The following is a 25,211-nucleotide window of genomic DNA, read 5'->3' on the forward strand; positions in this document are numbered from 1 at the left end:
GCCACCCACACCCGCTGCCCCCCGCGGTGGCCCGGGGGGGGCCCCGGCGCCTGCGCGGGGCGCGGGGGGCCGGCGGGGGGTTTTTTTTTTCCACCCCCCCCCGGGCGCCCCGCCGGTGCGGGGCGGCCCCCACGGTTCGGAGTCGATCCGGTACCGCAGGTGGGCGGGTCGTGGTCCGCTCCCGTCCGGTTCGTGTTGTAATGCAGCGTGCTGTACATCGTGCTGGTCCTCGTGCTGGCGGCTCTGGGGTTGCTCGTCACGGCGCTGATCACCGCTTCTTCGCTGTGGGCGTGGGTGTCCATCGGCCTCTCGGTGCTCGCCGGGCTGATCCTGGTGGCCGACTGGCTGCGCCGCCGTCGCCGCCCCGCCGCCGCGACCGAGCCGCCCGCCGCACCGCCCGCCGAGGTCGCTCCCGAACCGGAGCCCGCCGAGCCGGCTTCGGAGGAACAGACCACCCTGATTCCGGCCGCCGGCGACCTGGCGGACACGCCCGAACCGGCCGAGCCACCGGCCGAGGCACCCGCCGACGCTTCAGCCGAGACCGAAACGAAGGCCGATTCCGACCCGGGCGTCGAAGAAACCCCGGCGGCCGACGTCGCCGTCCTGGCCGACCTCGAGGACGAGGTCGTGGTGGTGGACGAGCACCCCCGCTACCACCTGCGAACCTGCGCCTGGCTGGGCACCCGCGACCTGATCCCGATCGGCGTCGGCGAGGCCCGCCAGCTCGGCTTCACCCCCTGCGCCACCTGCACCCCCGACGCCACCCTGGTCGCCGCCCACCGCTGACCCGTGTCCCCCTCAATCACGCGTGATGCCCCGCCAATCACGCGTGATGCCCGTTCCGGAACGGACGACACGCGTATCCGACGGGACGACACGCCGTCAGGCGGCGAGGTCGACCAACCCCAGGTGGGTTTCCAGCGCCGCCGCGCCGGCCGGGGTGAGGGTCAGCGCGCGGTGGGCCCGTGCGCGGGACCGGACCCAGCCCGCCTCTGTGAAGCGGGCCGCGACGGCCGCGCCCAGTGCGCCCGCCAGGTGGTGGCGCTGTTCGCTCCAGTCCAGGCAGAACTTCAGCAGCGGACGCCGTCCTGCCGCGACCGCGTCGAGGTGCACGCCCAGTGCGCCGAACACCGGCGAAGCCGCCGGCCCCAGCGTGTACGGGTGCTCGCGCAGCGGCGCCGAAATCCGGTCGTCCGGACGCCGTCGCGTGTCGGGCGCGCCGGTCAGGGCGTCCCGCGCCAGCAACGCCGACGTGACCGCCACGCCCAGCCGGCCCGCGAGGTGGTCGTAGCACGTCCGGGCCGTCCGCAACGCCTCCGCGCGCGTGCCCTCCCGCAACGACGTCACCGGCTGGGACGGCGAGAACCGCGCCAGCGTCTCCAGCAGCTCGGCCGTGCCTGGCCCGGCCAGCCGGTAGAACCGGTGCCGCCCCGACTTCTCGGCCACGACCAGGCCCGCCTCACGCAGCTTCGCCAGGTGTGCGCTGACCCCCGGGGCCGACAGCCGCGCCTCGGCGGCCAGCACCGACGCCGCCAGCGCCCGGCCGTCGGCCAGCGCGAGCAGGACGCGCACCCGCGCCGGGTCCGCGAACAGCGTGGCCGTGCGGGCGATGTCGGCGTCGCCTTCCATGCCTCCAGGATGCTCCCGGCACGCTTCCACCGCGACGGAAGTGTCCGCGCGGTCCACTGGAGGCATGCTCCTGCTCACCATGTGCGCCGGCATGTTCCTCGTGCAGCTCGACGTCACCGTCGTCAACGTCGCCCTGCCGAGCGTCGGCACCGACCTGGGCGCGAGCCTCGCCGCGCTGCAGTGGGTGGTCGACGGCTACGCAGTCGTCCTGGCCGCGCTGCTGCTCACCGGCGGCGCGCTCGGCGATGTCTTCGGCCACCGCCGGGTCGTCCTCGCGGGCTTCGCGCTCTTCGGCGCCGCGTCGGCCGCGTGCGGGCTCGCCGGCACCGCGCCGTGGCTCGTCGCCGCCCGGGCCGGGCAGGGTCTGGGCGCGGCGTTGCTGCTGCCCGGGACTCTCGCCGTGATCACCAACGCCTACCCGGGACACGCCGAGCGCGCGCGGGCCCTCGGGATCTGGGCCGGGGTGTCGGCGCTGGCGCTCTCGGCGGGTCCGGTGCTGGGTGGCGCGGTCGTCGCGGCGGCCGGCTGGCGGCCGGTGTTCTGGCTCAACGTCCCGGTGGTGCTGGCGGCGGCCGTGGCGACCCGGCGGCTCGTGCCGCGCGGCGAGCGCGGGCCCGGGCGGGTCGACGTCGCCGGCATCGCGACGGCCGCGCCCGCGCTCGGGGCCGGGGTCTACGCGATCATCGGCGGCAGCGCCGTCGCCGGCGTGCTCGCGGTGGTGCTCCTGGGAGCGTTCTTGGTCGTCGAACACCGGTCGGCGCACCCGATGCTGCCCCTGGACACCGCCCGGCGGACGTCGGGCGCCAACTTCGTCGCGGCGGCGATGAACTTCGTCGGCATCGGCACGATCCTCGTGCTGACGCTGTACCTCCAGGGCGTGCGCCACGCGGGGCCGCTCGAAGCCGGCCTCGAAGTGCTGCCGCTGTTCCTCCCGCTGTCGGTGCTGGCGCCGGTCGCCGGTCGGCTGGTCGGGCGCTTCGGGCCGCGGCCGCTGATGGTGGCCGGGCTCGCGCTCGGCGCGTCCGGGATGCTGAACCTGGTGCTGGTGAACGAAAACAGCGGCTACGCGGCCCTGCTGCCGACGTTGCTCGGGCTGGGGATCGGCATGGGCCTGCTGACGACGGCGGTCGTGACGGCCGCCGTCGGCGGCATCCCGGCCGAGCGCGCCGGCGTTGCCAGTGGCATCAACAACACCGCCCGCCAGGCCGGCGGCGCGCTCGGGGTAGCGGTGCTCGGCGCCGGCGACCTCCACGACACCGGCCTGATCGCGGGCGCGTTGTGGCTCGTGGCGATCGGCGTGACGCTCGCCGGGGTACGAGCCCCTCCTGACAACCCGGTTGCGCGGGCCGGTTAACCTGGTACCAGCAACGGCGTCGATCCGGCCATCACCGGGGAGCCTCCGGAAGAACCGAGCTTCACGGCTCTCAGTAGAACCGGACGGGTGCGGCCCGTGACAGCCGTCAACGAAGCGGCCCGTGAGAGCGGGCAAGCGGGGTGGTACCGCGGAACGCCGCAAGGCGTCTCGTCCCCGTGTGGGTGACCGGGAGCCGGTCGTCCGTACGAGAGCGACGAACCGAGGAGCACCCGGATGTACCCCCAGGCCAAGCTCGACGACAGCGCGGGCGTGCCGTCGCAGCCGTCGTTCCCCGAGCTGGAGAAGCAGGTCCTCGCCTACTGGGAGACGGACCGGACGTTCCAGGCGAGCATCGACGCGCGGCCCGCGGGCGAGCACGGCGACAACGAGTACGTCTTCTACGACGGCCCGCCCTTCGCCAACGGCCTCCCGCACTACGGCCACCTGCTCACCGGGTACGTCAAGGACCTGGTGCCGCGCTACCAGACCATGAAGGGCCGCAAGGTCGAGCGCCGGTTCGGCTGGGACACCCACGGCCTGCCCGCCGAGCTCGAAGCCATGCGCCAGCTCGGCATCACCGAGACGTCCGAGATCGAAGAGATGGGCATCGCGAAGTTCAACGCGGCTTCGCAGGAGTCCGTCCTCCGCTACACCGACGAGTGGCGCGACTACGTCACCCGCCAGGCGCGCTGGGTCGACTTCGACAACGACTACAAAACCCTCGACGTCACGTACATGGAATCGGTGCTGTGGGCGTTCAAACGCCTGTGGGACAAGGGACTCGTCTACGAGGGCTACCGCGTCCTGCCGTACTGCTGGCGCGACGCGACGCCGCTGTCCAACCACGAGCTGGGCATGGACGCCGACGTCTACCGCAACCGCCAGGACCCGGCCGTCACCGTCGGCTTCCGGTTGGAGGGCAACAACAACGACCTCGACGGCACCTACCTGCTCATCTGGACGACGACGCCGTGGACGCTGCCGTCGAACCTCGCGACGGCCGTGCACCCGGGCGTCGACTACGTCGTCGTCGAGAGTGACGGCAAGCGGTTCCTGCTCGCCGAAGCGCGCGTCGCCGCGTACGAGCGTGAACTCGGCGAAGAGCCGACAGTCGTCGCGCGCTACACCGGCACCCAGCTGCTCGGAACCCGTTACGCGCCACCGTTCCCGTACTTCACCGGCACGGAGAACGCGCACCAGGTGCTCGCCGCCGACTACGTCACCACCGACGACGGCACCGGGATCGTGCACATCGCCCCCGCCTACGGCGCCGACGACAAGGTGGTCACCGACGCCGCCGGCATCCCGCCGGTCACGCCGGTCGACGCGCACGGCAAGTTCGACGCGACCGTGCCGGACTACGAGGGCCAGCAGGTCTTCGACGCCAACCCGAACATCGTGCGGGACCTCAAGAACGGCACGGGATCCGCGGGGCAGCAGGGTGCCGTCCTGCTGCGCCACGAGACCTACGACCACTCCTACCCGCACTGCTGGCGCTGCCGGAACCCGCTGATCTACCGCGCGGTCTCGTCGTGGTTCGTCGCGGTGACGCAGTTCAAGGACCGGATGGTCGAGCTGAACCAGCAGATCACCTGGTACCCGGAGAACGTCAAGGACGGCCAGTTCGGGAAGTGGCTGGAGAACGCCATCGACTGGTCGATCTCCCGCAACCGGTACTTCGGCACGCCGATCCCGGTGTGGCAGTCGGACGACCCCGAGTACCCGCGCACCGACGTCTACGGCTCGCTCGACGAGCTGGAAGCGGACTTCGGCGTCCGGCTGGACAACCTGCACCGGCCCTACATCGACGAGCTGACCCGGCCGAACCCGGACGACCCGACCGGGAACTCCACCATGCGCCGCGTCCCGGACGTCCTCGACGTCTGGTTCGACTCGGGCTCGATGCCGTACGCCCAGGTGCACTACCCGTTCGAGAACGCCGAGTGGTTCGAGCACCACTACCCGAGCGACTTCATCGTCGAGTACATCGGGCAGACCCGCGGCTGGTTCTACCTGCTGCACGTCCTGGCGACGGCGCTGTTCGACCGGCCGGCGTTCCGCGCCTGCGTCGCGCACGGCATCGTGCTGGGTTCGGACGGCGCGAAGATGTCCAAGTCGCTGCGCAACTACCCGGACGTCAACGAGGTCTTCGAGCGCGACGGTTCCGACGCCATGCGCTGGTACCTGATGGCGAGCCCGATCCTGCGCGGCGGCAACCTGGTCGTCACCGACAAGGGCATCCGCGACGCCGTCCGCCAGGCCGTGCTGCCGCTGTGGAACTCGTACTACTTCCTCGCGCTGTACGCGAACGCCGAGGGCGTGGAAGGCAAGTGGCGCACGGATTCGCCGAACGTGCTCGACCGGTACGTCCTGGCGAAGACGCACGAGCTGGTCACCGACGTCGAGTACGCGATGGACAGCTACGACGTCGCCGGCGCGTGCCAGACCGTGCGGGACTTCCTGGAAGTCCTGACGAACTGGTACGTGCGGCGCTCGCGGGACCGCTTCTGGGCCGGTGACCAGGACGCGATCGACACGCTGCACACCGTGCTCGAGGTGACGTCCCGGGTGGCGGCGCCGCTGCTGCCGCTGACCACGGAGGTCGTCTGGCGCGGCCTGACCGGCGGCCGCTCGGTGCACCTGACCGACTGGCCGAACGCGAACGACCTGCCCGCGGACGCGGCGCTGGTCACCGCGATGGACCGGGTGCGGCAGGTGGCGTCGTCGGCGTTGTCGCTGCGGAAGGCGAACAAGCTGCGCGTGCGGCTGCCGCTGTCTTCGCTGGTCGTGGCGGCCGAGGACGCCGAGACGATGGGCGCCTTCGCCGACATCCTGCGGGACGAGGTGAACGTCAAGGCGGTCGAGCTGACCACCGACGTCGCCGCGCACGGCGGGTTCGAGGTCGCGGTCAACGCCCGGGCGGCCGGCCCGCGCCTGGGCAAGGACGTCCAGACGGTGATCAAGGCCGTCAAGGCAGGCGACTGGTCGTTCCAGGGCGGTGCCGTCGTCGCGGCGGGCATCGCGCTGCGCGAAGGCGAGTTCGAGCGGCGGCTGGTCGCCAAGGGCGGCGGCGCGGCGGCGGAGCTGCCCGGCGGGTCCGGGCTGGTGCTGATCGACACCGAGGTGACGCCGGCGCTGGCGGCCGAGGGCCTGGTCCGCGACCTGGTCCGGGTCGTGCAGCAGGCGCGCCGCGACGCCGGGCTCGACGTCGCCGACCGGATCGCGCTCACCGTCGACGCACCCGCCGACGTCGTCGAGGCGGCCCGGGCGCACCAGGAGTTCCTCGCGTCGGAGACGCTGGCGACGTCGGTGACCTTCGGCCCGGCGGCCGAGGGCTTCGCCGGCACGGTCGGCGACGGCACGAAGGTGACCGCCGCGGTCGTAAAGGCCTGACACCCGTCGTGAGTGGCAAGTAGGGTTCCCACCCGACCTGCCACTCACGACGGTGGTGGGCGTGGGGGAGGGAAACCGGAATGAGCCCGGGCAAGAGACGCGGGATCCTGATCGGCGGCGCGCTGCTGGTCGTGGTGGTCGTGGCGGCGGCGTTCTTCCTGCTGAACAGCGGGGGATCGGCGCCGGAGGCGGCCACCGGCGCGACGGCGGTGGAAAGCCCCGGCGCGCTCGACCCGAACTCGGCGATCACCGAGTACCTGCAGGATCTTTCCGAGAACAACCCGGACGCGGCCGCAAAGCTGACCGACGACAACGCGGCCGCGGCGGTAGCCCTGCGCAGCACGCAGAACGCGCTCAACCCGGTGTCGGTGGCCGGCAAGCTGACCGTGCTGCAGCCGACGCCGGCCGGGGCGAAGCGGACGGGCGGCACCTTCAGCCTCTCCTGGACGCTGAAACCGGGCCGGGTGTGGACCTACGACGTCCCGTTCGAGCTGGCCCAGGGCGACGGGAAATGGCTGGTCCACTGGGCGCCGTCGCTGCTGCACCCGAAGCTGGAGGCGGACCAGCGGCTGGTGCTCAGCACGGCCGCGCAGGACACCACCGCGGTCGTCGACCGCGAAGGCAAACCGCTGGTCATCAGCGGGGCCGGCGGCGTGCGGCCGGTGGAGGGCGACCCGGCCCCGCTGCTGCGCACGGCCATCACCGGGCAGGTCACCGCCGCGGCCGGCGGCGGGTTCGCCGTCGCCCGCGTCGACGCGGGCGGCAAGAACGTCGAGACGCTGTTCGGCAAGGTCGCGGACGAGGGGGCCAAGCCGCTGGTGTCGAGCCTGAGCCTGGCGGCGCAGGGCGCGGCCCAGGCCGCGGTGGACGGCTACCCGGGGTCGGCGATGCTCGTCGCCCTCGACACCGGATCGGGGGACATCCTCGCCGTCGCGCAGAACTCGGCGGCGGGGAACGCCCCGAAAGCGCTCAACGGCCTGTACGAGCCGAGGTCGTCGTTCAAGATCGCGACGGCGGTGGCGGCGATCCAGCAGAGCGGCCTGAACGCGGGTTCGCCGGTCGACTGCCCCGGGGTCGCGACGATCGGCACGCGGACGGTCAAGAACGAGGGCTTCGAGCTGGGCGCGACGAACCTGCAGACGGCGTTCGCGCGCTCCTGCAACACGACGTTCGGGCAGCTCGCGCTGGCCCTGCCCGCGGACGGCCTGAAGAAGGCCGCCGACGAGCTCGGGCTCAACGCCGACTACGAGATCCCGGGACTCAAGACCGAGCTGGGGAAGGTCGAGCCCGCGGCGAGCAAGGACGAGCAGGTCGAGGACGGGTTCGGCCAGGGTCGCATCCAGGCCGGCGCCCTCGGTGGCGCGCTGATGGCGGCCACGGTCGCCTCGGGCAAGGCGATCACGCCGAGGCTGTGGCACGACCTGGAGACCACCGTGGTCAAGGGCTACTCGCCACCCCCGGCGGCGGTGCTCGCCGAGGTGCGGAAGCTGATGCGCGCGGTGGTCACCAGCGGCACCGGCCACGCCGCGGCGTCGGCGGGCACGGTGTTCGGCAAGACCGGAACGGCCCAGTTCGGTGACGGCAAGCAGGCCACCGGCTGGTTCGTGGGCTACCGCGACAAAATCGCCTTCGCCGTGGTCCTGGAGGACTCGAACGACTCGGGCCCGGCGGTCCAGCTCGCCGCCAAGTTCCTCAAACCCCTCTGACCCGACCGGTCCGGTACGACGGTTCGGCCGCGGGCGAAGGGCCGGGGTCGTAGCGTGGGGGCATGGAGACGATCGCGCTGGCCGAGGTGGCCGCGGTGCTCGCCGACCCGAGCCGGGCCACCATGTGCCTCGTGCTGCTCGACGGGCGCGCCTGGACCGTCGGCGAGCTCGCGAAGGCGGCCGGGATCGCGCTGTCGACGGCGAGCGAGCACGTCACGCGGCTGGCGGGCGCCGGGTTCGTCGCCCGGGTCAAGCAGGGGCGGGCCAGCTACGTCCGGATCGCCGACCCGCGCGTGGCCGAGCTGATCGAGCACCTGGCCCAGCACGCCGAGCACCGGCCCGTGACCGGCCTGAAGTCGTCGCTGCGGGCGCGGCGGCTCGGGTTCGCGCGCACCTGCTACGACCACCTCGCCGGCGAGCTCGGTGTCGCCCTCCGCGACGGCATGCTGGCCACCGGCCTGGTCGACACCGCGGACGGCCTGACGCTGACCCCGCGCGGCCGCGCGGTGCTGGACACCCTGGGCGTGCCGGTCGCCGCCGGGCGGCGGCCGCTGCTGCGTGACTGTCTGGATTGGACGGAACGCCGCGATCACCTGGCCGGGGCGTTGCCCGCGGCCCTGCTCGACCGGGCCGTCGACGCCGGCTGGGTGAGCCGGGACGGCCACCGCGCGGTCAAGGTGCGGCCGGCGGCGGAGAAGCCGTTCGCGGCCCTGGGCGTCGACCTCGGCGCGTTGGTCCGGCCTTAACACACCGGGTGTCCGCCGCGGGGCAGCGGTACACGAACGAGTTAACCCCACCGCTTCACTATTCTGAGTGCCCCACGGCACTCGGGAGGGAGGCGGCATGGACCAGCTCCCCGTGCTGCTCGGCGTCGGCGGTGTCGTGCTGCTCGCCTCCGTGCTGGCCGTGCGCGTTTCGATCCGGCTCGGCCTCCCTTCGCTGCTGCTCTACCTCGCGATGGGCGTGCTGCTCGGCGAAGCCGGCTTCGGCATCCGGTTCGACAACCCCGAGCTGACCCAGTCGCTCGGCCTCGCCGCGCTCGTCATGATCCTCGCCGAAGGTGGCTTGACGACCCGGTGGTCGGCGGTGAAACCGGCGCTGGGCACCGGAATCGCACTGTCCACAGTAGCCGTCGTGGTGAGCGTCGCGGTCACCGGCGCGGCCCTGCACTGGCTGCTGGGGCTCGACTGGCGGCTCGCGCTGCTGTGGGGCGCGGTGCTCGCGTCCACCGACGCGGCGGCGGTGTTCTCCGTCCTGCGCACGGCCGGCATCGGAAAACGGCTCACCGGCGCGCTCGAACTCGAGTCGGGGATCAACGACGCGCCGGCCTACATCGCCGTCGTGGTGCTGGCCGAAGGCACCACTGTGGACTGGACGCTGCCGCTGCTGGTGGTCTACGAGCTGACGGCGGGCCTGGTCATCGGCCTCGCCTTCGGCTGGCTCGGCGGGTTCGCGCTGCGCCGGGCCGCGCTGCCGGCGACCGGCCTGTACCCGCTGGCGACGGTCGCGGTGTGCGTCGTCGCCTACTCGTCCGGGCAGCTGCTGCACGCGTCCGGGCTGCTCGCCACCTACGTCGCCGCGCTCGTGCTCGGCAATTCGCGGCTGCCGCACCGGTCCGACACGCTGTCGTTCGCCGAGGGGCTCGGCTGGCTGGCCCAGATCGGGCTGTTCGTGCTGCTCGGCCTGTTCGCCTCGCCGGGCCGGCTGCTCGACGCGATCGTGCCGGGCCTGGTCGCGGGGGCCGTCGTGCTGCTGCTGGCGCGGCCGATCTCGGTCGTGCTGTCCATGCTGCCGTTCCGGCTGCCCTGGCGGGAACAGGCGTTCCTGTCGTGGGCCGGGCTGCGCGGTGCCGTGCCGATCGTGCTCGCCATGATCCCGCTGTCGCACGACCTGCCCGGCGCCCAGCGGCTGGTCGACGCGGTGTTCGTGCTGGTCATCGTGCTGACGCTGGTGCAGGGGGCCACGCTCGGGCCGCTCGCCCGCCGGCTCGGGCTGGCCAAGAAGTCCGAGGCACACGAGATCGAGGTCGACTCCGCGCCGCTGGACGAGCTGGGCGCCGAACTGCTGCAGGTCCGGATCCAGCCGGGGTCGAAGCTGCACGGCGTGTACCTGTCCGAGCTGCGGCTGCCCATCGGGGCCACGATCAGCCTGGTCGTGCGGTCCGGCGCGGGCTTCACGCCGCAGAAGACCAGCCGGCTGCAGGAGAACGACCAGTTGCTGGTCGTGACGACGAGCGCGGTCCGCGACGCCGTCGAACGCCGGCTCCGCGCGGTCGACCGGGCCGGGCGCCTGGCCCGCTGGAAGGGCGAGTCCGGGCGCTGAGCACGCTCTGTGAGCGGCGTCTCAGAATGTGCGACGGGGGTTGGCGCCCGGACGCGCTCTCGGTTACCTTTCGAACCAGGTCATGAGTGCCAGCGCGAAGCCCCGGCTTGCTGGCCGGCAACCCTCCTACCGCGGTGGGGTGCCCCGGGTGAAGACCGGGCCGGTCGCGCCGTGCGACGGGCAAGCGCGGGCCCCTCGCCGGGGGTCCCCCGGATCGCCGAGGAGGCACCCGATGACTCTCGCCCTCGACCGCACCCAGCCCGAAACCGTTGCCGTGCCGGACGTTCCGGCCGTGGCCGGCGCGGCTCTGCGCGTCCCGCTGGTGACCGGCGGGGACATCGGCTACGCCAACCTCGACCACGCGGCGAGCGCCCCCTGCCTCGACGCCGTCCGTGCGAAGGTCGACGAGTTCCTGCCCTGGTACGCCAGCGTCCACCGCGGTGCCGGCTTCGCTTCGCAGGTCTCCACGAAACTCTACGAGCGCACTCGCGACGTCCTGCGCCGCTTCGTCGGCGCGCGGCGGACCGACACCGTCGTGTTCACCCGCAACACGACCGACGCCTTCAACCTGCTCGCCCGCAGCCTGCCGCGGCACACCACGGTGATCGTGTTCGACACCGAGCACCACGCCGCGCTGCTGCCGTGGCCGGGGCCGAACGTGCGCCGGCTGCCGACCCCGCGCACCCGCCTCGCCGCGGTCTCCGCCGTCGACGAAGCGCTCGCGGACGCCCCGCAGGGCCCGCGGCTGGTCGTCGTCACCGGAGCGTCCAATGTGACCGGTGAGCTGCTCCCGGTGGCCGAAATCGCCGCGGTGGCCCGGAAACACGGCGCCCGCGTCGCGCTCGACGCCGCCCAGCTGGCCCCGCACCGCCGGCTCTCGATCAGGGAACTGGACGTCGACTACGTCGCCGTGTCCGGCCACAAGCTGTACGCGCCCTTCGGCGCCGGCGCGCTGATCGGCCGCGCCGACTGGCTGCGCGCGGCCCGGCCGTACCTCGCCGGCGGCGGCGCGACCAAGCTCGTCACCGAGAACGCCGTCGTCTGGAACACCGGCCCGGAGCGCCACGAAGCCGGCTCGCCCAACACCGTCGGCGTGTACGCCCTCGGCGTCGCGTGCGAAACCCTGAGCGCGAGCTGGGACGCGGTCGTGGCGCACGAGCAGGCGCTGCTCGCGCGGTTGCGCAAGGGCCTGGAGGGCATCCCGGGCTGCGCCGAACTGCGGCTGTTCGACGCGCCGGTCGACCGCGTCGGCACGGTGAGCTTCGTCGTCGACGGCTTCGACCCGGGCTGGCTCGCGGCGGTGCTGTCCGCCGAATACGGCATCGGCGTCCGCGACGGCGCGTTCTGCGCCCACATCGCGGCGAAGCGCCTGATCGGCGTCACCGGCGGAGACGGGCAGCAGGCGGTCCGGGTGAGCCTCGGCCTCGGCAGCACCGAGGAGCACGTCGACCGCGTGGTGCTGGCGCTGCGGCAGATCGTCGCGCGCGGAGCCCGCTGGGAGTACGCGAAGGTGGACGGCCGCTGGGCGCCGGTGGGCGACCCGCGGGAGCTGCCGCCGTTCTGCTGAGCGTTAGCCTGGGCCGATGGGGAGAGGGCCGCGCACCTGGTTTCCGCCGGCACTGCTGGGATTCGCCCAGATCGGCTTGGCGGCCGTGCAGTTGCTGTCACGCCGCAGCCCGGGCGAAAGCGTATCCGCGAACCTCCTGCTCGCCCCGGCGGTCCCGGCCGGTGCGACGGAGTACAGCCGCGCGTACTCGCTGCCCCTGGCCGATTTCCACACGGCGGGCAGCGGCTGGCCGGCCGGGCCCCTGTGGCTGGTCGCGCTCGGCGTGGCGGTCGTCGGCACGGCCGTCTGGTACGCGCTCGCCCGGCGGCCCGTCCGGCTCGGGTGGTTCGTCCTGGGCACGATCGGCGCGCTGCTCGCCGTTCCGCTGCTCGACCTGGTCGGATCCTGGCAGTTCCGGCTGGGCGACGGGCTGCGCGGCCCGCTGCTGGCCACGCTGGGCCTGCTGCTGCTCGCCGCGTACGAGCGCAGCCGGCTCGTCCTGGTGACGGCGGCCGCGTACGCGCTGGTCGCCGTGGTGCTCTCGGCGGACCTGGTGGGCGTCCTCGGTTCGGCGTTGATCCTGCTCGCCGCCGCCTTCACGGCGTTGCTGCGCGGCCGCCACGACACCGCCGCCGACACGGCCTGACCAGCGCCGTGGACAATGGACCGGTGAGCACCGAGCCCAGCCACTCCGAACCCGACACCGAAGCCGCCGCCGAGGTGGCGCCCGAGACCGTCCAGGAGGCGCCGGAAGCCCCGGCGAAGCCGCTGCCGAAGCGGCGGGTCGGCTGGGTGTTCGCGGTCGCCGTCGTGTTCTGGGCGATCGACCTGGTGACGAAGAACCTGGTCGTCGCGAACCTGGAGGGCAAGGAGCCGGTCAAGGTCCTCGGCGGGCTGATCTACCTGCAGGTGATCCGCAACCCCGGTGCCGCGTTCTCGATGGCAACCGGCATGACGTGGGTGCTCGCCCTGGTCGCCCTCGCCGTGGTCGTCGCGATCGTCTGGCTGTCGCGGCGGCTGCGCTCGATCGGCTGGGCGATCGGCCTCGGCCTGGTGCTCGCCGGCGCCACCGGCAACCTGACCGACCGCATCTTCCGCGCGCCCGGCGGCCTGCAGGGCCACGTCGTCGACTTCATCTCGGCCTTCGCCCCCAACGGCAAGGGCTTCGCGATCTTCAACATCGCCGACTCCGCGATCTGCGTCGGCGGCGCGCTCATCGTGCTGCTGTCCCTGCTGGGCAAGGACTACGACGGCACGTCGACCAAGGACAAGAAGAACAAGGAGCAGGCGTGAGCTCGCGGATGCTCCCGGTACCCGACGGGCTCGACGGGATGCGGGTCGACGCCGGCCTCGCCAAGCTGCTCGGGCTGTCCCGCACGGTCGTCGCCGAGCTCGCCGAGTCCGGGGACGTGCTGCTCGACGGCCGTCCCGCGGGCAAGTCCGACCGCCTCTCCGGCGGCGGTCTGCTGGAGATCACCCTGCCCGAGCCGGCGAACCCGGTCGAGGTCGTCGCGCAGCCGGTCGAAGGCATGCAGATCCTGCACGACGACGACGACATCGTGGTGATTTCCAAGCCGGTCGGCGTCGCGGTGCACCCGAGCCCGGGCTGGACCGGCCCGACCGTCGTCGGCGGCCTCGCCGCGGCCGGTCTGCGCATCGCGACCTCGGGGGCGGCCGAGCGCCAGGGCGTGGTCCACCGGCTCGACGCGGGCACCACCGGCGTGATGGTGGTGGCCAAGAGCGAGCACGCGTACACCGTGCTGAAGCGCGCGTTCAAGGAGCGCACGGTCGACAAGGGCTACCACGCGATCGTCCAGGGCCACCCGGACCCGACGCGCGGCACCATCGACGCCCCGATCGACCGGCACCCACGCCACGACTACAAGTTCGCGGTGGTCCAGGGCGGCCGCCCGAGCGTGACGCACTACGAGGTCGTCGAGGCGTTCCGCGCGGCGTCGCTGGCGCACATCAAGCTCGAAACCGGGCGGACGCACCAGATCCGCGTGCACTTTTCGGCGCTGCGGCACCCCTGCGTCGGCGACCTGACCTACGGCGCCGACCCGGTGCTGGCCCGCCACCTCGGGCTGAGCCGGCAGTGGCTGCACGCGAAGACGCTGGCCTTCGCGCACCCGGCGGACGGCCGGTGGGTCGAGTTCGAGTCCGAGTACCCGGACGACCTGGCGAAGGCCCTCGAAATCCTCCGCGACGAAAGCTACTAGTCCTCGATCGACCAGGTCAGCGTGCGCTCGTCCGGCTCCGGCCGCGGGCTCCAGCGGACCGAAACCACGCGCGTGGCGTCCGGCAACACGTACACCGTGTGGCCGCCCAGCGTCTCGCCCGCGTTGACGCCGATCTTGTGCGGTGGCCGGGAGGTCAGCGACACGGGTGCCTTGGCGATCGCCTGGCCGTCGGCGGCGAGCAGCTCGAGGTAGTTGTCCGGCAGGGACGCGAACGGGATCGATCCGCGGTTGGTGATCTCGGTGTGCACGACCACCGCGCGCTCGCCGTCCTCCAGCCGGTAGCCGGCCGCGCTGAACAGGTAGTCCGCCGGGTCCTGGACCTCCAGCAGCTGCACCGACAGCTGCTCGCCCTCCAGGCCCTGGGTCTCCAGGACCTCGCCGAGCCGGCCCCGCTTGCCGCCGGCCGGGGCGGCGGGCTGGTCGCCGCGGGCCCAGGACGCCGTCTGCGGGATGCCCCACGTGCTCACGGCGGGGTCGAGCGGCACCGGCGGCGGGGTGAGCGGCCGGGGTGGCCGCTGCTGCTGCGGGCCCGGGTAGCGGCCGGACGGCGTCCCCTGGACCTGGTGCGGCCCGGACGGCGTCCCCTGGACGGGGTAGGGCCCCGAGGGCGCGCCCTGGACGGTGTACGGCCCGGACGGCGCACCTTGAACGGTGTACGGCCCCGACGGCGTCCCCTGGACCGGCGGCGGCATCGGCGGGGCGGGCTGCTGCGGCACCGGCTGCGACGGCGGGTACGGCGGCCGGTTCGCCCACGACGGCGGGGCGCCGGCGATGGCCGCGCGCAGGCCGTGGGGGTCGCTTTCGACGCCGACGAGCAGCGGCAGGCCGCTGCCGGAGAGCGCGACCAGCCGGTAGGCGACCTCGCGGGGATCCATGCCGACCTTCGCCGCGAGCTCGTGCACGGCCGCCTTGCCGAGGTCGGCGAGCGCGGCGAGCAGGCGGATGTCGGCGGGGTCGGTCACGGGCACCCCTCGAACGCTACCGCTTCGCCGATCCGCGCTGCCGCACGCCGTCCGCCCCCGGCGAACGGCTCGCCGTTTCTGTCGGTGATCTCCGTTAGGGTCGGCCGGGAGCACAACAGTCGAAGCTGGGGGTCCTGCCATGACCGCGGTCACCGAACTCGCCGACGAGTTCGTCGAAGCGCTGTTCGCCGCCGATCCGCTGACGCCGGCGCTGCTGGGCCTGCGCCCGGCGGAGCCCGGCCTGCCGGATCTGTCGGCCGAGGCCGAACAGGCGTTCCGCGCCCGGCTCGCGGCGTTCCTCGACCGCGCCCGCGCGCTGGCGGCCGAGGACGCCGAGGACCGGGTCACCCGCGAGGTGCTGATCGCCACGGCCGAGAACCGCATCGCCTCGATCGACAGCCGGATGGCCGAGTTCACCGTCACCGACCTCTCCATCGGGACCGCGGCCGGCCTGCTCATGGCGCTGCCGATGACCACCGTGACGGCAGGGGAGACCGCCGAGGCCCAGCTCGGCCGGCTCGCCGCGATCCCGGCGTACCTCCGCCAAGCGGCGCGCCGGCACGCCGAGGGCGTCGCCGCCGGCCTGCTCCCGGTGGCCCACCTGGTCGACGCCGCGGTCGCGCACCTCGACCGGTACCTCGCCGACCCGGCGGCCGACCCGCTGCGCCGCCAGCCGGCCCCGGACGAGGCGTTCGAGCGGCGGCGGGACGAGCTGCTGGCCGACGTCGTGCGCCCGGCCTTCGCCGAGTACCGCGAGTTCCTCGTCGCCGAGGTGAAGCCGCACGGGCGCCCCGCGGACCGGCCCGGCCTGTCGTGGCTGCCGGAGGGCGCCGAGACGTACGCCCGTTTGGCGCGGATGCACACGACCACCGAGCTCACCCCGGCCGAGCTGCACCGGATCGGCGCCGACACCATCGCCGCGCTCGCCGTCGAGTACCGCGAGGTGGGGCTGCGGGCGTTCGGCACCGACGACCTCGCCGAGATCTTCGCGCGCCTGCGCACCGACTCGTCGTTGCGCTGGCGCAGCGCGGACGAGCTGCTGGAGACCGCCCGCGCCGCCGTCGCCCGGGCGGCCGCGGAGGCCCCGAAGTGGTTCGGCCGGATCCCGGCGCAGGAGTGCTCGGTCGAGGCGGTGCCGGCGGAGGTCGCGCCCGGCGCGCCCGCGGCGTACTACCTGCGCCCGGCCGCCGACGGCTCCCGGCCGGGCATCTACTTCGCGAACACCCACGAAGCCACCGAGCGGTTCCGGCACATGGCCGAGACGACCGCGTTCCACGAAGCCGTGCCGGGCCACCACTTCCAGCTCAGCATCGCGCAGGGGCTCACCGAGCTGCCGCTGCTGCGCCGCATCGGCATGTTCAACGCCTACATCGAAGGCTGGGGGCTCTACAGCGAGCGCCTCGCCGACGAGATGGGCCTGTACTCCGACGACATCGCCCGGCTCGGCATGCTGGCCGGCGACTCGCTGCGGGCGGGCCGGCTGGTCGTCGACACCGGGCTGCACGCGCTGGGCTGGACGCGCCAGCAGGCGGTCGACTACCTGCTGGAGCACACGCCCGAGTCGCGGCCCGAGATCGAGTCCGAGGTCGACCGCTACATCGCGTGGCCGGGCCAGGCGCTGGGGTACCTGGTGGGGCGGCGGGAAATCCAGCGGGCCCGCACCGAGGCCGCGCAGCGGCTCGGCTCGCGGTTCGACGTCCGCGCGTTCCACGACCTCGTGCTGGCCGGCGGCCCGCTGCCGCTGTCGGTGCTCACCACCGTCGTCGACGAGTGGGTGGCCGGGCACGGCGACACCGTCGACGGGCTGGCGGCCGAGCTCGTCGAGCTGTCGTTCGAGCAGGAGCCGCTGAACCCGTCGGTCCTGGGCCTGCCCGGCGACCACGACCGGCTCGCCGACCAGACCCGGGAAGCGCAGGAGCGGTATCGCGCGGCGTACACGGCCCTCGCGGCCCGCGCGCGGGCGCTGGTCACGGACGGCCTGACGCCGGAGGAAGCCGTCACGCGCGAGGTGGTGATCGCCGCCGCCGAGGTCGAGGCCGACCGGCTGGGCGCGCGGTCCGCCGACATCGCGGTCAGCGACGGGCTCACCGCGCCGGCCCTCGGGCTGCTGATGTACCTGCCGTACTACAAGCTGGACGACGAAAAGAAGGCCCGCGGCTACCTCGCCCGGCTGGGCGCGATCGAGCCGTTCCTCGCCGAGCTGACCGGGCGCCAGCGCGAAAGCCTGGCCGAAGGGCTGGTGCCGCCGGCGTACCTGGCGCGCGTCGGCATCGACTACGTCGACCGCTACCTGGCGGCGGCGGACACCGACCCGCTGAAGGTGGGCACGACGGCGGCCGTCGAGGGCTTCGAAGCCGAGCGGGACAGGCTGCTCGCCGACGTGGTCCGCCCGGCGTACGCGCGGTACCGGGACTTCCTCCGCGAGGAGGTCGAACCGGCCGGGCGGCCGGACACCGCCCCGGGGATCTCCCACGTGCCGGGCGGGGCCGAGCGGTACGCCGCGCTGATCCGGGCGGAGACGACCACCGAGCGCACCGCGCAGGAGCTGCACGAAACCGGGCTGGCGCTGATCGAGAAGCTCGGCGAGGAGTACCGCGAGCTGGGCGCGAAGGTGTTCGGCACCACCGAGCTCGCCGAAATCTTCGAGCGCCTGCGCACCGATCCGGCGCTGCGCTGGCGCGACGGCGAGGAACTGCTCCTGGCGGCCAGGGACGCCATCGCCCGCGCCGAAGCCGTCGCGCCGCAGTGGTTCTCGCGCATCCCGGCGGAGAAGTGCGAGGTCGCGCCGGTGCCCGAGGCCGACGCGGCGAGCGGCACGATCGCGTACTACCTCCAGCCGTCGCTGGACGGGACGCGCCCGGGCACGTACTACGCGAACACCCACGAGGCGGACCAGCGGCCGCGGTTCACCAGCGAAGCGATCGCCTTCCACGAAGCCGTGCCGGGCCACCACTTCCAGCTCAGCCTGGCCCAGGAACTGCAGGACGTCCCGCTGCTACGGCGGATCGGCATGTTCAACGCCTACGCCGAGGGCTGGGGCCTGTACGCCGAGCGGCTCGCGGACGAGATGGGCCTGTACTCCGACGACGTCTCGCGGCTGGGCATGCTCACGCAGGACTCGATGCGGGCGGGCCGGCTGGTCGTCGACACGGGCCTGCACGCGCTGGGCTGGAGCCGGCAGCGGGCGATCGACTTCCTGGTCGACCACACGCCGATGGCACGGCTGGAGATCGAGGCGGAGATCGACCGGTACGTCGGCTGGCCGGGCCAGGCCCTCGGCTACATGGTGGGACGGCTGGAGATCCAGCGGCTGCGCGCCGAGGCCGAGGAGGCATTGGGCGAGGCGTTCGACATCCGCGGGTTCCACGAAGTCGTGCTGGGGCACGGCATGCTGCCGCTGTCCGCGCTGGCGAAGGTGGTCACGGACTGGGTGTCCGGGCAGCTCGACACGCCCGACGGGCTCGCCGACGAACTGGTGGCGGTGAACTTCGCCCGGCAACCGCTCTACCCGTCGGTGTTCGGCCTGCCCGGCGAGCACGACCGGCTGCCCGATCCGAGCGCGGAAGCCGAAGCCCGGTTCCGTGCCGCGTACGCGGCCATCGCCGCGCGCGCCGAGGCGATCGACCCGGCCGGGCTGCCGGCGGCCGAGCGCGTCACCCGGGATGTCGTGATCTCCCAGGCGAGGACGGAGATCGACGAGATCGACTCCCGCCGCACCGACATCGCGGTCAGCGACGGGCTCGCGGCGCCCGCGCTGCAACTGCTGCTCTACCTGCCGCAGACGGTGCTGGACGACGAGCCGAAGGTCCGCGGTTACCTGAGCCGGCTGGCCGGGGTGGGCGACCACCTCGACGCGCTGATCGGGCGTCAGCGTGCGGCGGTGGGCGAAGGGCTGGTGCCGCCGGAGTTCCTGGTGCGCATCGGCGTCGATTACGTCGACCGCTACCTGGGTGCGCCGGAGAACGACCCGCTGAAGGTGACCCCGCCGTATGCGCTCGACGGCTTCGAGGCCGAGCGCGACCGGCTGCTGGACGAGGTCGTCCGGCCCGCGTACGCGCGGTATCGCGCCTTCCTGGCCGACGAGGTCGCGCCGGTGGCGCGGCCCGAGACGTCGCCGGGCATCGGTGCCCTGCTGGGCGGGGCGGAGCGGTACGCCGCGCTGATCCGCGTCGAAACGACCACCGAGCGCACGGCGCAGGACCTGCACGAAACCGGGCTGGCGATCATCGGGAAGCTGGCCGAGGAGTACCGCGAAGTGGGCGGGAAACTGTTCGGCACCACGGATCTCGCGGAGATCTTCGACCGGATCCGGACCGACCCGGCGCTGCGCTGGCGGGACGGCGAGGAGCTGCTGGCCGGGGCCCGGGCCGCGATCACGCGCGCGGAAGCCGTCGCGGGGCAGTGGTTCTCGCGGGTGCCGGAGCAGAAGTGCGAGGTCAAGCCGGTGCCCGAGGCCGAAGCGGCGAGCGGCACGATCGCGTACTACCTGCGGCCGTCGCTCGACGGGACGCGCCCGGGCGTCTACTACGCGAACACGCACGAGGCGGACAAGCGGCCGCGGTTCACCAGCGAGGCCGTCGCGTTCCACGAAGCCGTGCCGGGGCACCACTTCCAGCTGTGCCTCGCGCAGGACCTGAGCGGGCTGCCGCTGTTGCGCCGCATCAACCACGTCAACGCCTACGCCGAGGGCTGGGGCCTGTACGCCGAGCGGCTGGCCGACGAGATGGGCCTGTACTCCGACGACGTCTCGCGGCTGGGCATGCTGACCCAGGACTCGATGCGGGCCGGCCGGCTGGTCGTCGACACCGGGCTGCACGCGCTCGGGTGGAGCCGGCAGCAGGCGGTCGACTACCTCGCCGAGCACACGCCGATGGCGCGGCTGGAGATCGAGGCGGAGATCGACCGGTACGCCGCCAATCCGGGGCAGGCGCTCGGCTACATGGTGGGGCGGCTGGAGATCCAGCGGCTGCGCGCGGAAGCCGAGCAGGCGCTGGGCGAGGCGTTCGACATCCGCGGTTTCCACGACGTCGTGCTGGGCAGCGGAACCCTGCCGCTGCCGGTGCTCTCCGACGTCGTCGCGGACTGGGTCGCGGCGCGGCGGGACACGCCCGACGGGCTCGCCGACGAGTGCCTGGAGCTGATGTTCGAGGCACAGCCGCTGTTCCCGTCGCTGTACGGGCTGCCGGGCACGCACGACAAGCTCGCCGACCAGACCGCCGAAGGCGCCGCCCGGTACCGCGCCGGGCTCGCCGGGATCGTCGCGCGGGCGGAAGCGATCGACGCGGCGGCGCTGCCGCCGGCCGAGCGGGTGACCCGGGACGTCGTGATCTGGCAGGCGCGCACCCAGATCGACGTGCTGGACTCCGGCCGGGCGGACATCGCGGTCAGCGACGGGCTGGCCGCACCGGCCCTCGAACTGCTGATGGCGCTGCCGCAGACGGTGCTCGACGACGAGGCCAAGGCCCGCGGCTACCTGAGCCGGCTCGAGGCGATCGGCACGTACCTGGACCAGCTGATCGAGCGGCAGCGCGCCGCGCTGGCCGAGGGGCTGACGCCGCCGGAGTTCCTGGCGCGCATCGGCGTCGGCTACGTCGAGCGGTACCTCGGTGCGCCGGAGAACGACCCGCTGAAGGTGCCGGTCCACGGCCTGGAGGCCGAGCGCGACCGGCTGCTGGCCGAGGTGGTCCGGCCCGCGTACGCGCGGTACCGGGACTTCCTGGCCGGTGAGGTCGTCCCGGTGGCGCGGCCCGAGACGTCGCCGGGCCTCGGCGACCTGCCGGGCGGCCCGCAGCGGTACGCGGCCCTGATCCGGGCGGAGACGACGACCGAGCGCACGCCCCAGGACCTGCACGACACGGGCCTGGCGATCATCGACCAGCTGGCGGCGGAGTACCGCGAGCTGGGCGAAAAGGTGTTCGGCACGACGGACCTCGCGGAGATCTTCGACCGCATCCGCACGGACCCGGCCCTGCGCTGGCGGGACGGCGACGAGCTCCTGGACGCCGCCCGGGCGACGATCACGCGCGCGGAAGCCGTGGCGCCGCAATGGTTCTCGCGGATCCCGGCGGAGCGCTGCCAGGTCGCCCCGGTGCCCGCCGCCGAGGCCGAAAGCGGCTCGATCGCCTACTACATCGAGCCGTCGCTCGACGGTTCGCGGCCGGGCACGTACTACGCGAACACGCAGGAGGCGGACGAGCGCCAGCGGACCCTGGGGGAGGCGGTGGCGTTCCACGAAGCCGTGCCGGGGCACCACTTCCAGCTGGTGCTCGCCCAGCAGCTGACGGGCGTGCCGCTGCTGCGCCGGATCGCGATGTTCAACGCGTACGCGGAAGGCTGGGGCCTGTACGCGGAGCGCCTCGCGGACGAGATGGGCCTGTATTCCGACGACGTGGCCCGCCTCGGTCTCCTGACGCAGGACTCGATGCGCGCGGCGCGTCTCGTGGTCGACACGGGGATGCACGCGCTGGGCTGGAGCCGCCGGCGCGCGGTGGACTACCTGCGCGACAACACCCCGATGGCCCAGATCGAGATCGACGCGGAGATCGACCGGTACGCGGGCCACCCGGGCCAGGCCCTCAGCTACATGGTGGGCCGCCTGGAGATCGAGCGCTTGCGCGCGGACGCCGAGCGGGCGCTGGGAGACCGGTTCGACATCCGCGAGTTCCACGACACGGTGCTGGGCAGCGGAACCCTGCCGCTGCCGGTCCTGGCGGACGTGGTGGCGGACTGGGTGGCCACGCGGGCCGCGGGGGACGGAAGGTGACGGCGGCGGGCCGGTCCGGAAGTTCGGCCCGCGTGCGGCGGCATCCGATGGCGGCGGACCCGGCCGCCGTCGGCGCGGGCCGCCGGACGCCGGGCGTGACCGGGGCGACCGATTACTCGGCGGCGTGCGCCGCCCGGGACGAGGAGTGAACGTGACCTGGCTCGACCTTGCCGACGACACGCCGTTCGGCCTGGACAACCTGCCCTACGGGGTCTTCTCCGCCGGTGGGGCGCCCGAACGCCGGGTCGGCGTGCCCGTCGGCGACCACGTGCTCGACCTGACCGCCGCCGCCACCGTGACCGCCGCCGCGTTCGCGCCGCTGCTCACCGCCGGGGTGCTCAACCCGCTGCTCGCCGCCGGGGCCGCCACCTGGCGGGACGTGCGCGCGAGCGTCACCGAGTGGCTCACCGAGCCCCGGTACGCCGACCAGCTCCGGCCGCACCTGGTGCCGCTGGCCGAGGTGACCACCCACCTCGCGTTCGAGGTCGCCGACTACGTCGACTTCTACTCCAGCGAGCACCACGCCCTCAACGCCGGCCAGATCTTCCGGCCGGACGCGGCCGAGCTGCCGCCGAACTGGAAGCACCTGCCGATCGGCTACCACGGCCGGGCCGGCACCGTCGTGGCGTCCGGCACGCCGGTCGTCCGGCCGCACGGGCAGCGCAGGCCCCGCGCCGCCGACGCCCCGTCGTTCGGCCCGTCGCAGCGGCTGGACATCGAGGCCGAAGTCGGGTTCGTCGTCGGCACTCCGTCCACAGTGGGCACCCGGGTGTCCACAGCGGACTTCGCGGGCCACGTCTTCGGCGTCTGCCTGGTCAACGACTGGTCGGCGCGCGACATCCAGGCCTGGGAGTACCAGCCGCTGGGGCCGTTCCTCGGCAAGTCGTTCGCGACGTCGGTGTCGCCGTGGATCGTCCCGCTGGCCGCGCTGGAGCACGCGCGCGTCGCCGGCCCGCCTCAGGACCCGGAGCCGTTCGAGTACCTGCGGACCGGCGAGAACTGGGGCCTGGACCTGGCCCTGGAGATCCGGCTCAACGGCCACCTCGTGTCGAGCCCGCCGTTCGCGACCCAGTATTGGACGGCTCCGCAGCAGCTGGCGCACATGACGGTCAACGGCGCGAGCCTGCGCACCGGCGACCTGTTCGCCTCGGGCACGGTGACGGGCCCGGAGCGCGACCAGCGCGGCTCGTTCCTGGAGCTGTCCTGGGGCGGCCGCGAACCGTTCGAGCTGCCGGGCGGGGTGACGCGGACGTTCCTCGAGGACGGCGACGAGGTCGTGATCAGCGCGACCGCCCCCGGCCCGGGCGGCAGGCGCATCGGCTTCGGCGACGTGCGGGGGACGGTGGTCGCGGGCTGACGTGGCGGTGCCCACACCGGAAGGAGCCGGGCAACGCGCATAATGACGAGCGACTAAGCGCTCGTTCACCGCGGAAGGACGCCCATGAAGATCGGGACCGGGATCAGCTACTCCGGAGGCTTCGCCGAAAGCGTCGCCGACGTCGTCGAACTGGAGAAGGCCGGCCTCGACGTCGTCTTCGTGCCGGAGGCGTACTCGTTCGACGCGGTCAGCCAGCTCGGCTACCTGGCCGCGAAGACCGAGCGCGTCCAGCTGGCGTCGGGCATCTTCCAGATCTACACCCGCACGCCGACGCTGACCGCGATGACGGCGGCCGGCCTCGACTTCGTCTCCGACGGGCGGTTCATCCTCGGGCTGGGGGCGTCCGGCCCGCAGGTCATCGAGGGCTTCCACGGCGTGAAGTACGACGCACCGCTGGGGCGCACGCGCGAGATCGTCGAGGTGTGCCGCCAGGTGTGGCGCCGCGAGCGCGTGGTGCACGAGGGCAAGCACTACACGATCCCGCTGCCGCCGGAGCAGGGCACCGGGCTCGGCAAGCCGCTGAAGCTGATCAACCACCCGGTGCGCGAGCGCATCCCGGTGCTGCTGGCCTCGATCGGCCCGAAGAACGTCGCCCTGACGGCCGAGATCGCCGAGGGCTGGCAGCCGATCTTCTTCCACCCGGAGCGGGCGGCCGACGTCTGGGGCGCATCGCTGGCGGAGGGCAAGGCCAAGCGCGACGCGGCCCTGGGCGAACTGGACACGTACGTGACGGTGGCGCTGGCCATCGGCGACGACGTGGAGCCGCTGCTGGACTACGTCCGGCCGGTCCTGGCCCTGTACATCGGCGGAATGGGCGCGCGCGGCAAGAACTTCTACAACGACCTGGCCTGCCGCTACGGCTACGAGGCCGAGGCGAAGCTGATCCAGGACCTGTACCTGGACGGCAAGAAGGAGGAAGCGGCCGCGGCGGTACCACTGGACCTGCTGCGCGCGATTTCCCTGGTCGGCCCGGCGGGCTACGTGAAGGAGCGCCTGGCGGCCTTCGCGGCGGCGGGCGCGACGACGCTGGTGGTGAACCCGCTGCAGCCGGGCCGCGAGGCTCGGGTGGCGGCGGTTTCCCAGCTGCGCGAGCTGATCGGCTGAGCCCGGGCGCCACGGAGGCGGGAGGCTGCCGGGTTTCCGCGCCCGGCGGCCCGGCGGCCCGGCAGTCCGGCGGCGCGGTGGCCCGGCGGCGCGCCGGCCAGGCCAGGCCAGGCCAGGCCGGAGCGTCAAGCCGGGGTCGCGTACACCGCCACTCGTGCCCCGCCGAGCGCCGCGCTGTCGTAACTCCCGTCGCTCGTGATCAGGCGCAGCTCTGGGCCCGTTCCCTCCGGGGCCACCAGCGTGCTGTCCGGCTCGTTCGCCGGGAACAGCGCCACCCGGCGCACCGCGAAGCGCGTCTCGCGCCCGTGCGCGTCGCGGACCGTGAGCCGAGCTCCCGGCTTCAAGCGCGCCAAGCGGGCGAAGGCGCCGGAGGCGTAGCCGAACCCCGAATGGCCCGACAGCACCGCCACTCCCGGTGCGCCCGGGGCCGGGCCGTCGCTGAACCAGCCCACCCCCTGGGCCGTGCCCGGCTGTTCGCGGCGGCCCGCCGTGTGGCCGAGGGCGACCAGGTGGTCCAGCGTCAGGTCGAGGTCGGGGACCAGCAGCGCCGCCGGTGGGGCGCCGGCCGCGCGGTCGGCCGTCTCCGCGCCCGGGGGCACCGGGGAGGCCGGCGCCAGCACCGACGTGACCCCGAGCAGGACGCAGCCCAGCCCGGCCACGACCGCGAGCACGACGGCAGCGGGCCGCACGAGTTCGGAGCGTCGCTCCATCACGTTCCCCTGCTCGACACCGGTTCCGATGTCTTCTGAATCGCAGGCCGGCCAGGTGCGTTACCGAATCGTGTCCGGGCGCACAACGATTCACTCAATCGGGT

General features: G+C 73.5%; 16 protein-coding genes and 1 riboswitch. Of the genes, 13 read left to right on the plus strand and 3 right to left on the minus strand.

The window, feature by feature from the left end; genetic code table 11:
- Positions 1-207: 207 nt before the first annotated feature.
- Positions 208-786: a hypothetical protein gene (locus tag ABZW17_RS33240; RefSeq protein WP_354823044.1), complete on the plus strand. Its 579-nt coding sequence runs from the start codon at positions 208-210 to the stop codon at positions 784-786.
- 96 nt (positions 787-882) lie between these two features.
- Here the strand turns inward: ABZW17_RS33240 and ABZW17_RS33245 are convergent, their stop codons facing one another.
- Positions 883-1,629, minus strand: coding sequence for a metalloregulator ArsR/SmtB family transcription factor (locus tag ABZW17_RS33245; protein ID WP_354823046.1), 747 nt, complete (start codon positions 1,627-1,629; stop codon positions 883-885).
- Between the two features lie 64 nt (positions 1,630-1,693).
- On the opposite strand from ABZW17_RS33245, the gene ABZW17_RS33250 reads away from it, so the two are divergent.
- The 9 genes from ABZW17_RS33250 (at position 1,694) to ABZW17_RS33290 (ending at position 14,169) form a co-directional block, all read left to right on the plus strand.
- Entirely contained in the window at positions 1,694-2,983 is a 1,290-nt protein-coding gene (locus tag ABZW17_RS33250) for an MFS transporter (protein WP_354823048.1), read from the plus strand.
- A 234-nt stretch (positions 2,984-3,217) separates the two neighbouring features.
- Positions 3,218-6,376, plus strand: a complete 3,159-nt coding sequence (gene ileS, locus ABZW17_RS33255) for an isoleucine--tRNA ligase (RefSeq protein WP_354823050.1) — start codon at positions 3,218-3,220, stop codon at positions 6,374-6,376.
- An 80-nt stretch (positions 6,377-6,456) separates the two neighbouring features.
- Positions 6,457-8,082, plus strand: a complete 1,626-nt coding sequence (locus ABZW17_RS33260; RefSeq protein WP_354823052.1) for a penicillin-binding transpeptidase domain-containing protein — start codon at positions 6,457-6,459, stop codon at positions 8,080-8,082.
- A gap of 62 nt (positions 8,083-8,144) precedes the next feature.
- Complete coding sequence (locus tag ABZW17_RS33265; RefSeq protein WP_354823054.1) at positions 8,145-8,828, plus strand: metalloregulator ArsR/SmtB family transcription factor; 684 nt, start codon at positions 8,145-8,147, stop codon at positions 8,826-8,828.
- A gap of 97 nt (positions 8,829-8,925) precedes the next feature.
- On the plus strand, positions 8,926-10,404 hold the full coding sequence (locus ABZW17_RS33270) for a potassium/proton antiporter (protein WP_354823056.1): 1,479 nt from the start codon (positions 8,926-8,928) through the stop codon (positions 10,402-10,404).
- A 78-nt stretch (positions 10,405-10,482) separates the two neighbouring features.
- Positions 10,483-10,597: riboswitch (SAM riboswitch) on the plus strand.
- A 39-nt stretch (positions 10,598-10,636) separates the two neighbouring features.
- Positions 10,637-11,971, plus strand: coding sequence for an aminotransferase class V-fold PLP-dependent enzyme (locus ABZW17_RS33275; protein WP_354823058.1), 1,335 nt, complete (start codon positions 10,637-10,639; stop codon positions 11,969-11,971).
- Between the two features lie 16 nt (positions 11,972-11,987).
- On the plus strand, positions 11,988-12,596 hold the full coding sequence (locus ABZW17_RS33280; RefSeq protein WP_354823060.1) for a hypothetical protein: 609 nt from the start codon (positions 11,988-11,990) through the stop codon (positions 12,594-12,596).
- Between the two features lie 23 nt (positions 12,597-12,619).
- Positions 12,620-13,243 (plus strand): signal peptidase II, encoded by a 624-nt coding sequence (gene lspA, locus ABZW17_RS33285; protein ID WP_354823062.1) that lies wholly within the window; start codon positions 12,620-12,622, stop codon positions 13,241-13,243.
- Positions 13,240-14,169: an RluA family pseudouridine synthase gene (locus ABZW17_RS33290; protein ID WP_285449820.1), complete on the plus strand. Its 930-nt coding sequence runs from the start codon at positions 13,240-13,242 to the stop codon at positions 14,167-14,169. The genes lspA and ABZW17_RS33290 overlap by 4 nt, the downstream gene beginning before the upstream one ends.
- Here the strand turns inward: ABZW17_RS33290 and ABZW17_RS33295 are convergent.
- Entirely contained in the window at positions 14,166-15,158 is a 993-nt protein-coding gene (locus ABZW17_RS33295; protein WP_354823064.1) for an AsnC family protein, read from the minus strand. The genes ABZW17_RS33290 and ABZW17_RS33295 overlap by 4 nt on opposite strands.
- Before the next feature lie 133 nt (positions 15,159-15,291).
- Between ABZW17_RS33295 and ABZW17_RS33300 the strand changes: the two genes are divergently transcribed.
- The 3 genes from ABZW17_RS33300 to ABZW17_RS33310 all read left to right on the plus strand — a co-directional run bounded on the left by ABZW17_RS33300 (position 15,292) and on the right by ABZW17_RS33310 (position 24,397).
- Positions 15,292-21,915, plus strand: a complete 6,624-nt coding sequence (locus ABZW17_RS33300; protein WP_354823066.1) for a DUF885 domain-containing protein — start codon at positions 15,292-15,294, stop codon at positions 21,913-21,915.
- Positions 21,916-22,060: 145 nt separating this feature from the next.
- Complete coding sequence (gene fahA, locus ABZW17_RS33305) at positions 22,061-23,272, plus strand: fumarylacetoacetase (protein WP_354823068.1); 1,212 nt, start codon at positions 22,061-22,063, stop codon at positions 23,270-23,272.
- A gap of 84 nt (positions 23,273-23,356) precedes the next feature.
- Entirely contained in the window at positions 23,357-24,397 is a 1,041-nt protein-coding gene (locus ABZW17_RS33310) for an LLM class F420-dependent oxidoreductase (protein ID WP_354823070.1), read from the plus strand.
- Positions 24,398-24,522: 125 nt separating this feature from the next.
- Here the strand turns inward: ABZW17_RS33310 and ABZW17_RS33315 are convergent, their stop codons facing one another.
- Positions 24,523-25,107 (minus strand): class F sortase, encoded by a 585-nt coding sequence (locus ABZW17_RS33315; protein ID WP_354823072.1) that lies wholly within the window; start codon positions 25,105-25,107, stop codon positions 24,523-24,525.
- Positions 25,108-25,211: the final 104 nt, after the last annotated feature.

The organism is Amycolatopsis sp. NPDC004625 (genome assembly GCF_040609695.1).
Lineage (GTDB): Bacteria > Actinomycetota > Actinomycetes > Mycobacteriales > Pseudonocardiaceae > Amycolatopsis.

Bases quoted from the DNA above. Each gene is read 5' to 3' on its own strand.
- ABZW17_RS33245 (WP_354823046.1), bottom strand. From the start codon at position 1,629: ATGGAAGGCGACGCCGACATCGCCCGCACGGCCACGCTGTTCGCGGAC.
- ABZW17_RS33250 (WP_354823048.1), top strand. From the start codon at position 1,694: ATGCTCCTGCTCACCATGTGCGCCGGCATGTTCCTCGTGCAGCTCGAC.
- ileS (WP_354823050.1), top strand. From the start codon at position 3,218: ATGTACCCCCAGGCCAAGCTCGACGACAGCGCGGGCGTGCCGTCGCAG.
- ABZW17_RS33260 (WP_354823052.1), top strand. From the start codon at position 6,457: ATGAGCCCGGGCAAGAGACGCGGGATCCTGATCGGCGGCGCGCTGCTG.
- ABZW17_RS33265 (WP_354823054.1), top strand. From the start codon at position 8,145: ATGGAGACGATCGCGCTGGCCGAGGTGGCCGCGGTGCTCGCCGACCCG.
- ABZW17_RS33270 (WP_354823056.1), top strand. From the start codon at position 8,926: ATGGACCAGCTCCCCGTGCTGCTCGGCGTCGGCGGTGTCGTGCTGCTC.
- ABZW17_RS33275 (WP_354823058.1), top strand. From the start codon at position 10,637: ATGACTCTCGCCCTCGACCGCACCCAGCCCGAAACCGTTGCCGTGCCG.
- ABZW17_RS33280 (WP_354823060.1), top strand. From the start codon at position 11,988: ATGGGGAGAGGGCCGCGCACCTGGTTTCCGCCGGCACTGCTGGGATTC.
- ABZW17_RS33300 (WP_354823066.1), top strand. From the start codon at position 15,292: ATGACCGCGGTCACCGAACTCGCCGACGAGTTCGTCGAAGCGCTGTTC.
- ABZW17_RS33310 (WP_354823070.1), top strand. From the start codon at position 23,357: ATGAAGATCGGGACCGGGATCAGCTACTCCGGAGGCTTCGCCGAAAGC.
- ABZW17_RS33315 (WP_354823072.1), bottom strand. From the start codon at position 25,107: ATGGAGCGACGCTCCGAACTCGTGCGGCCCGCTGCCGTCGTGCTCGCG.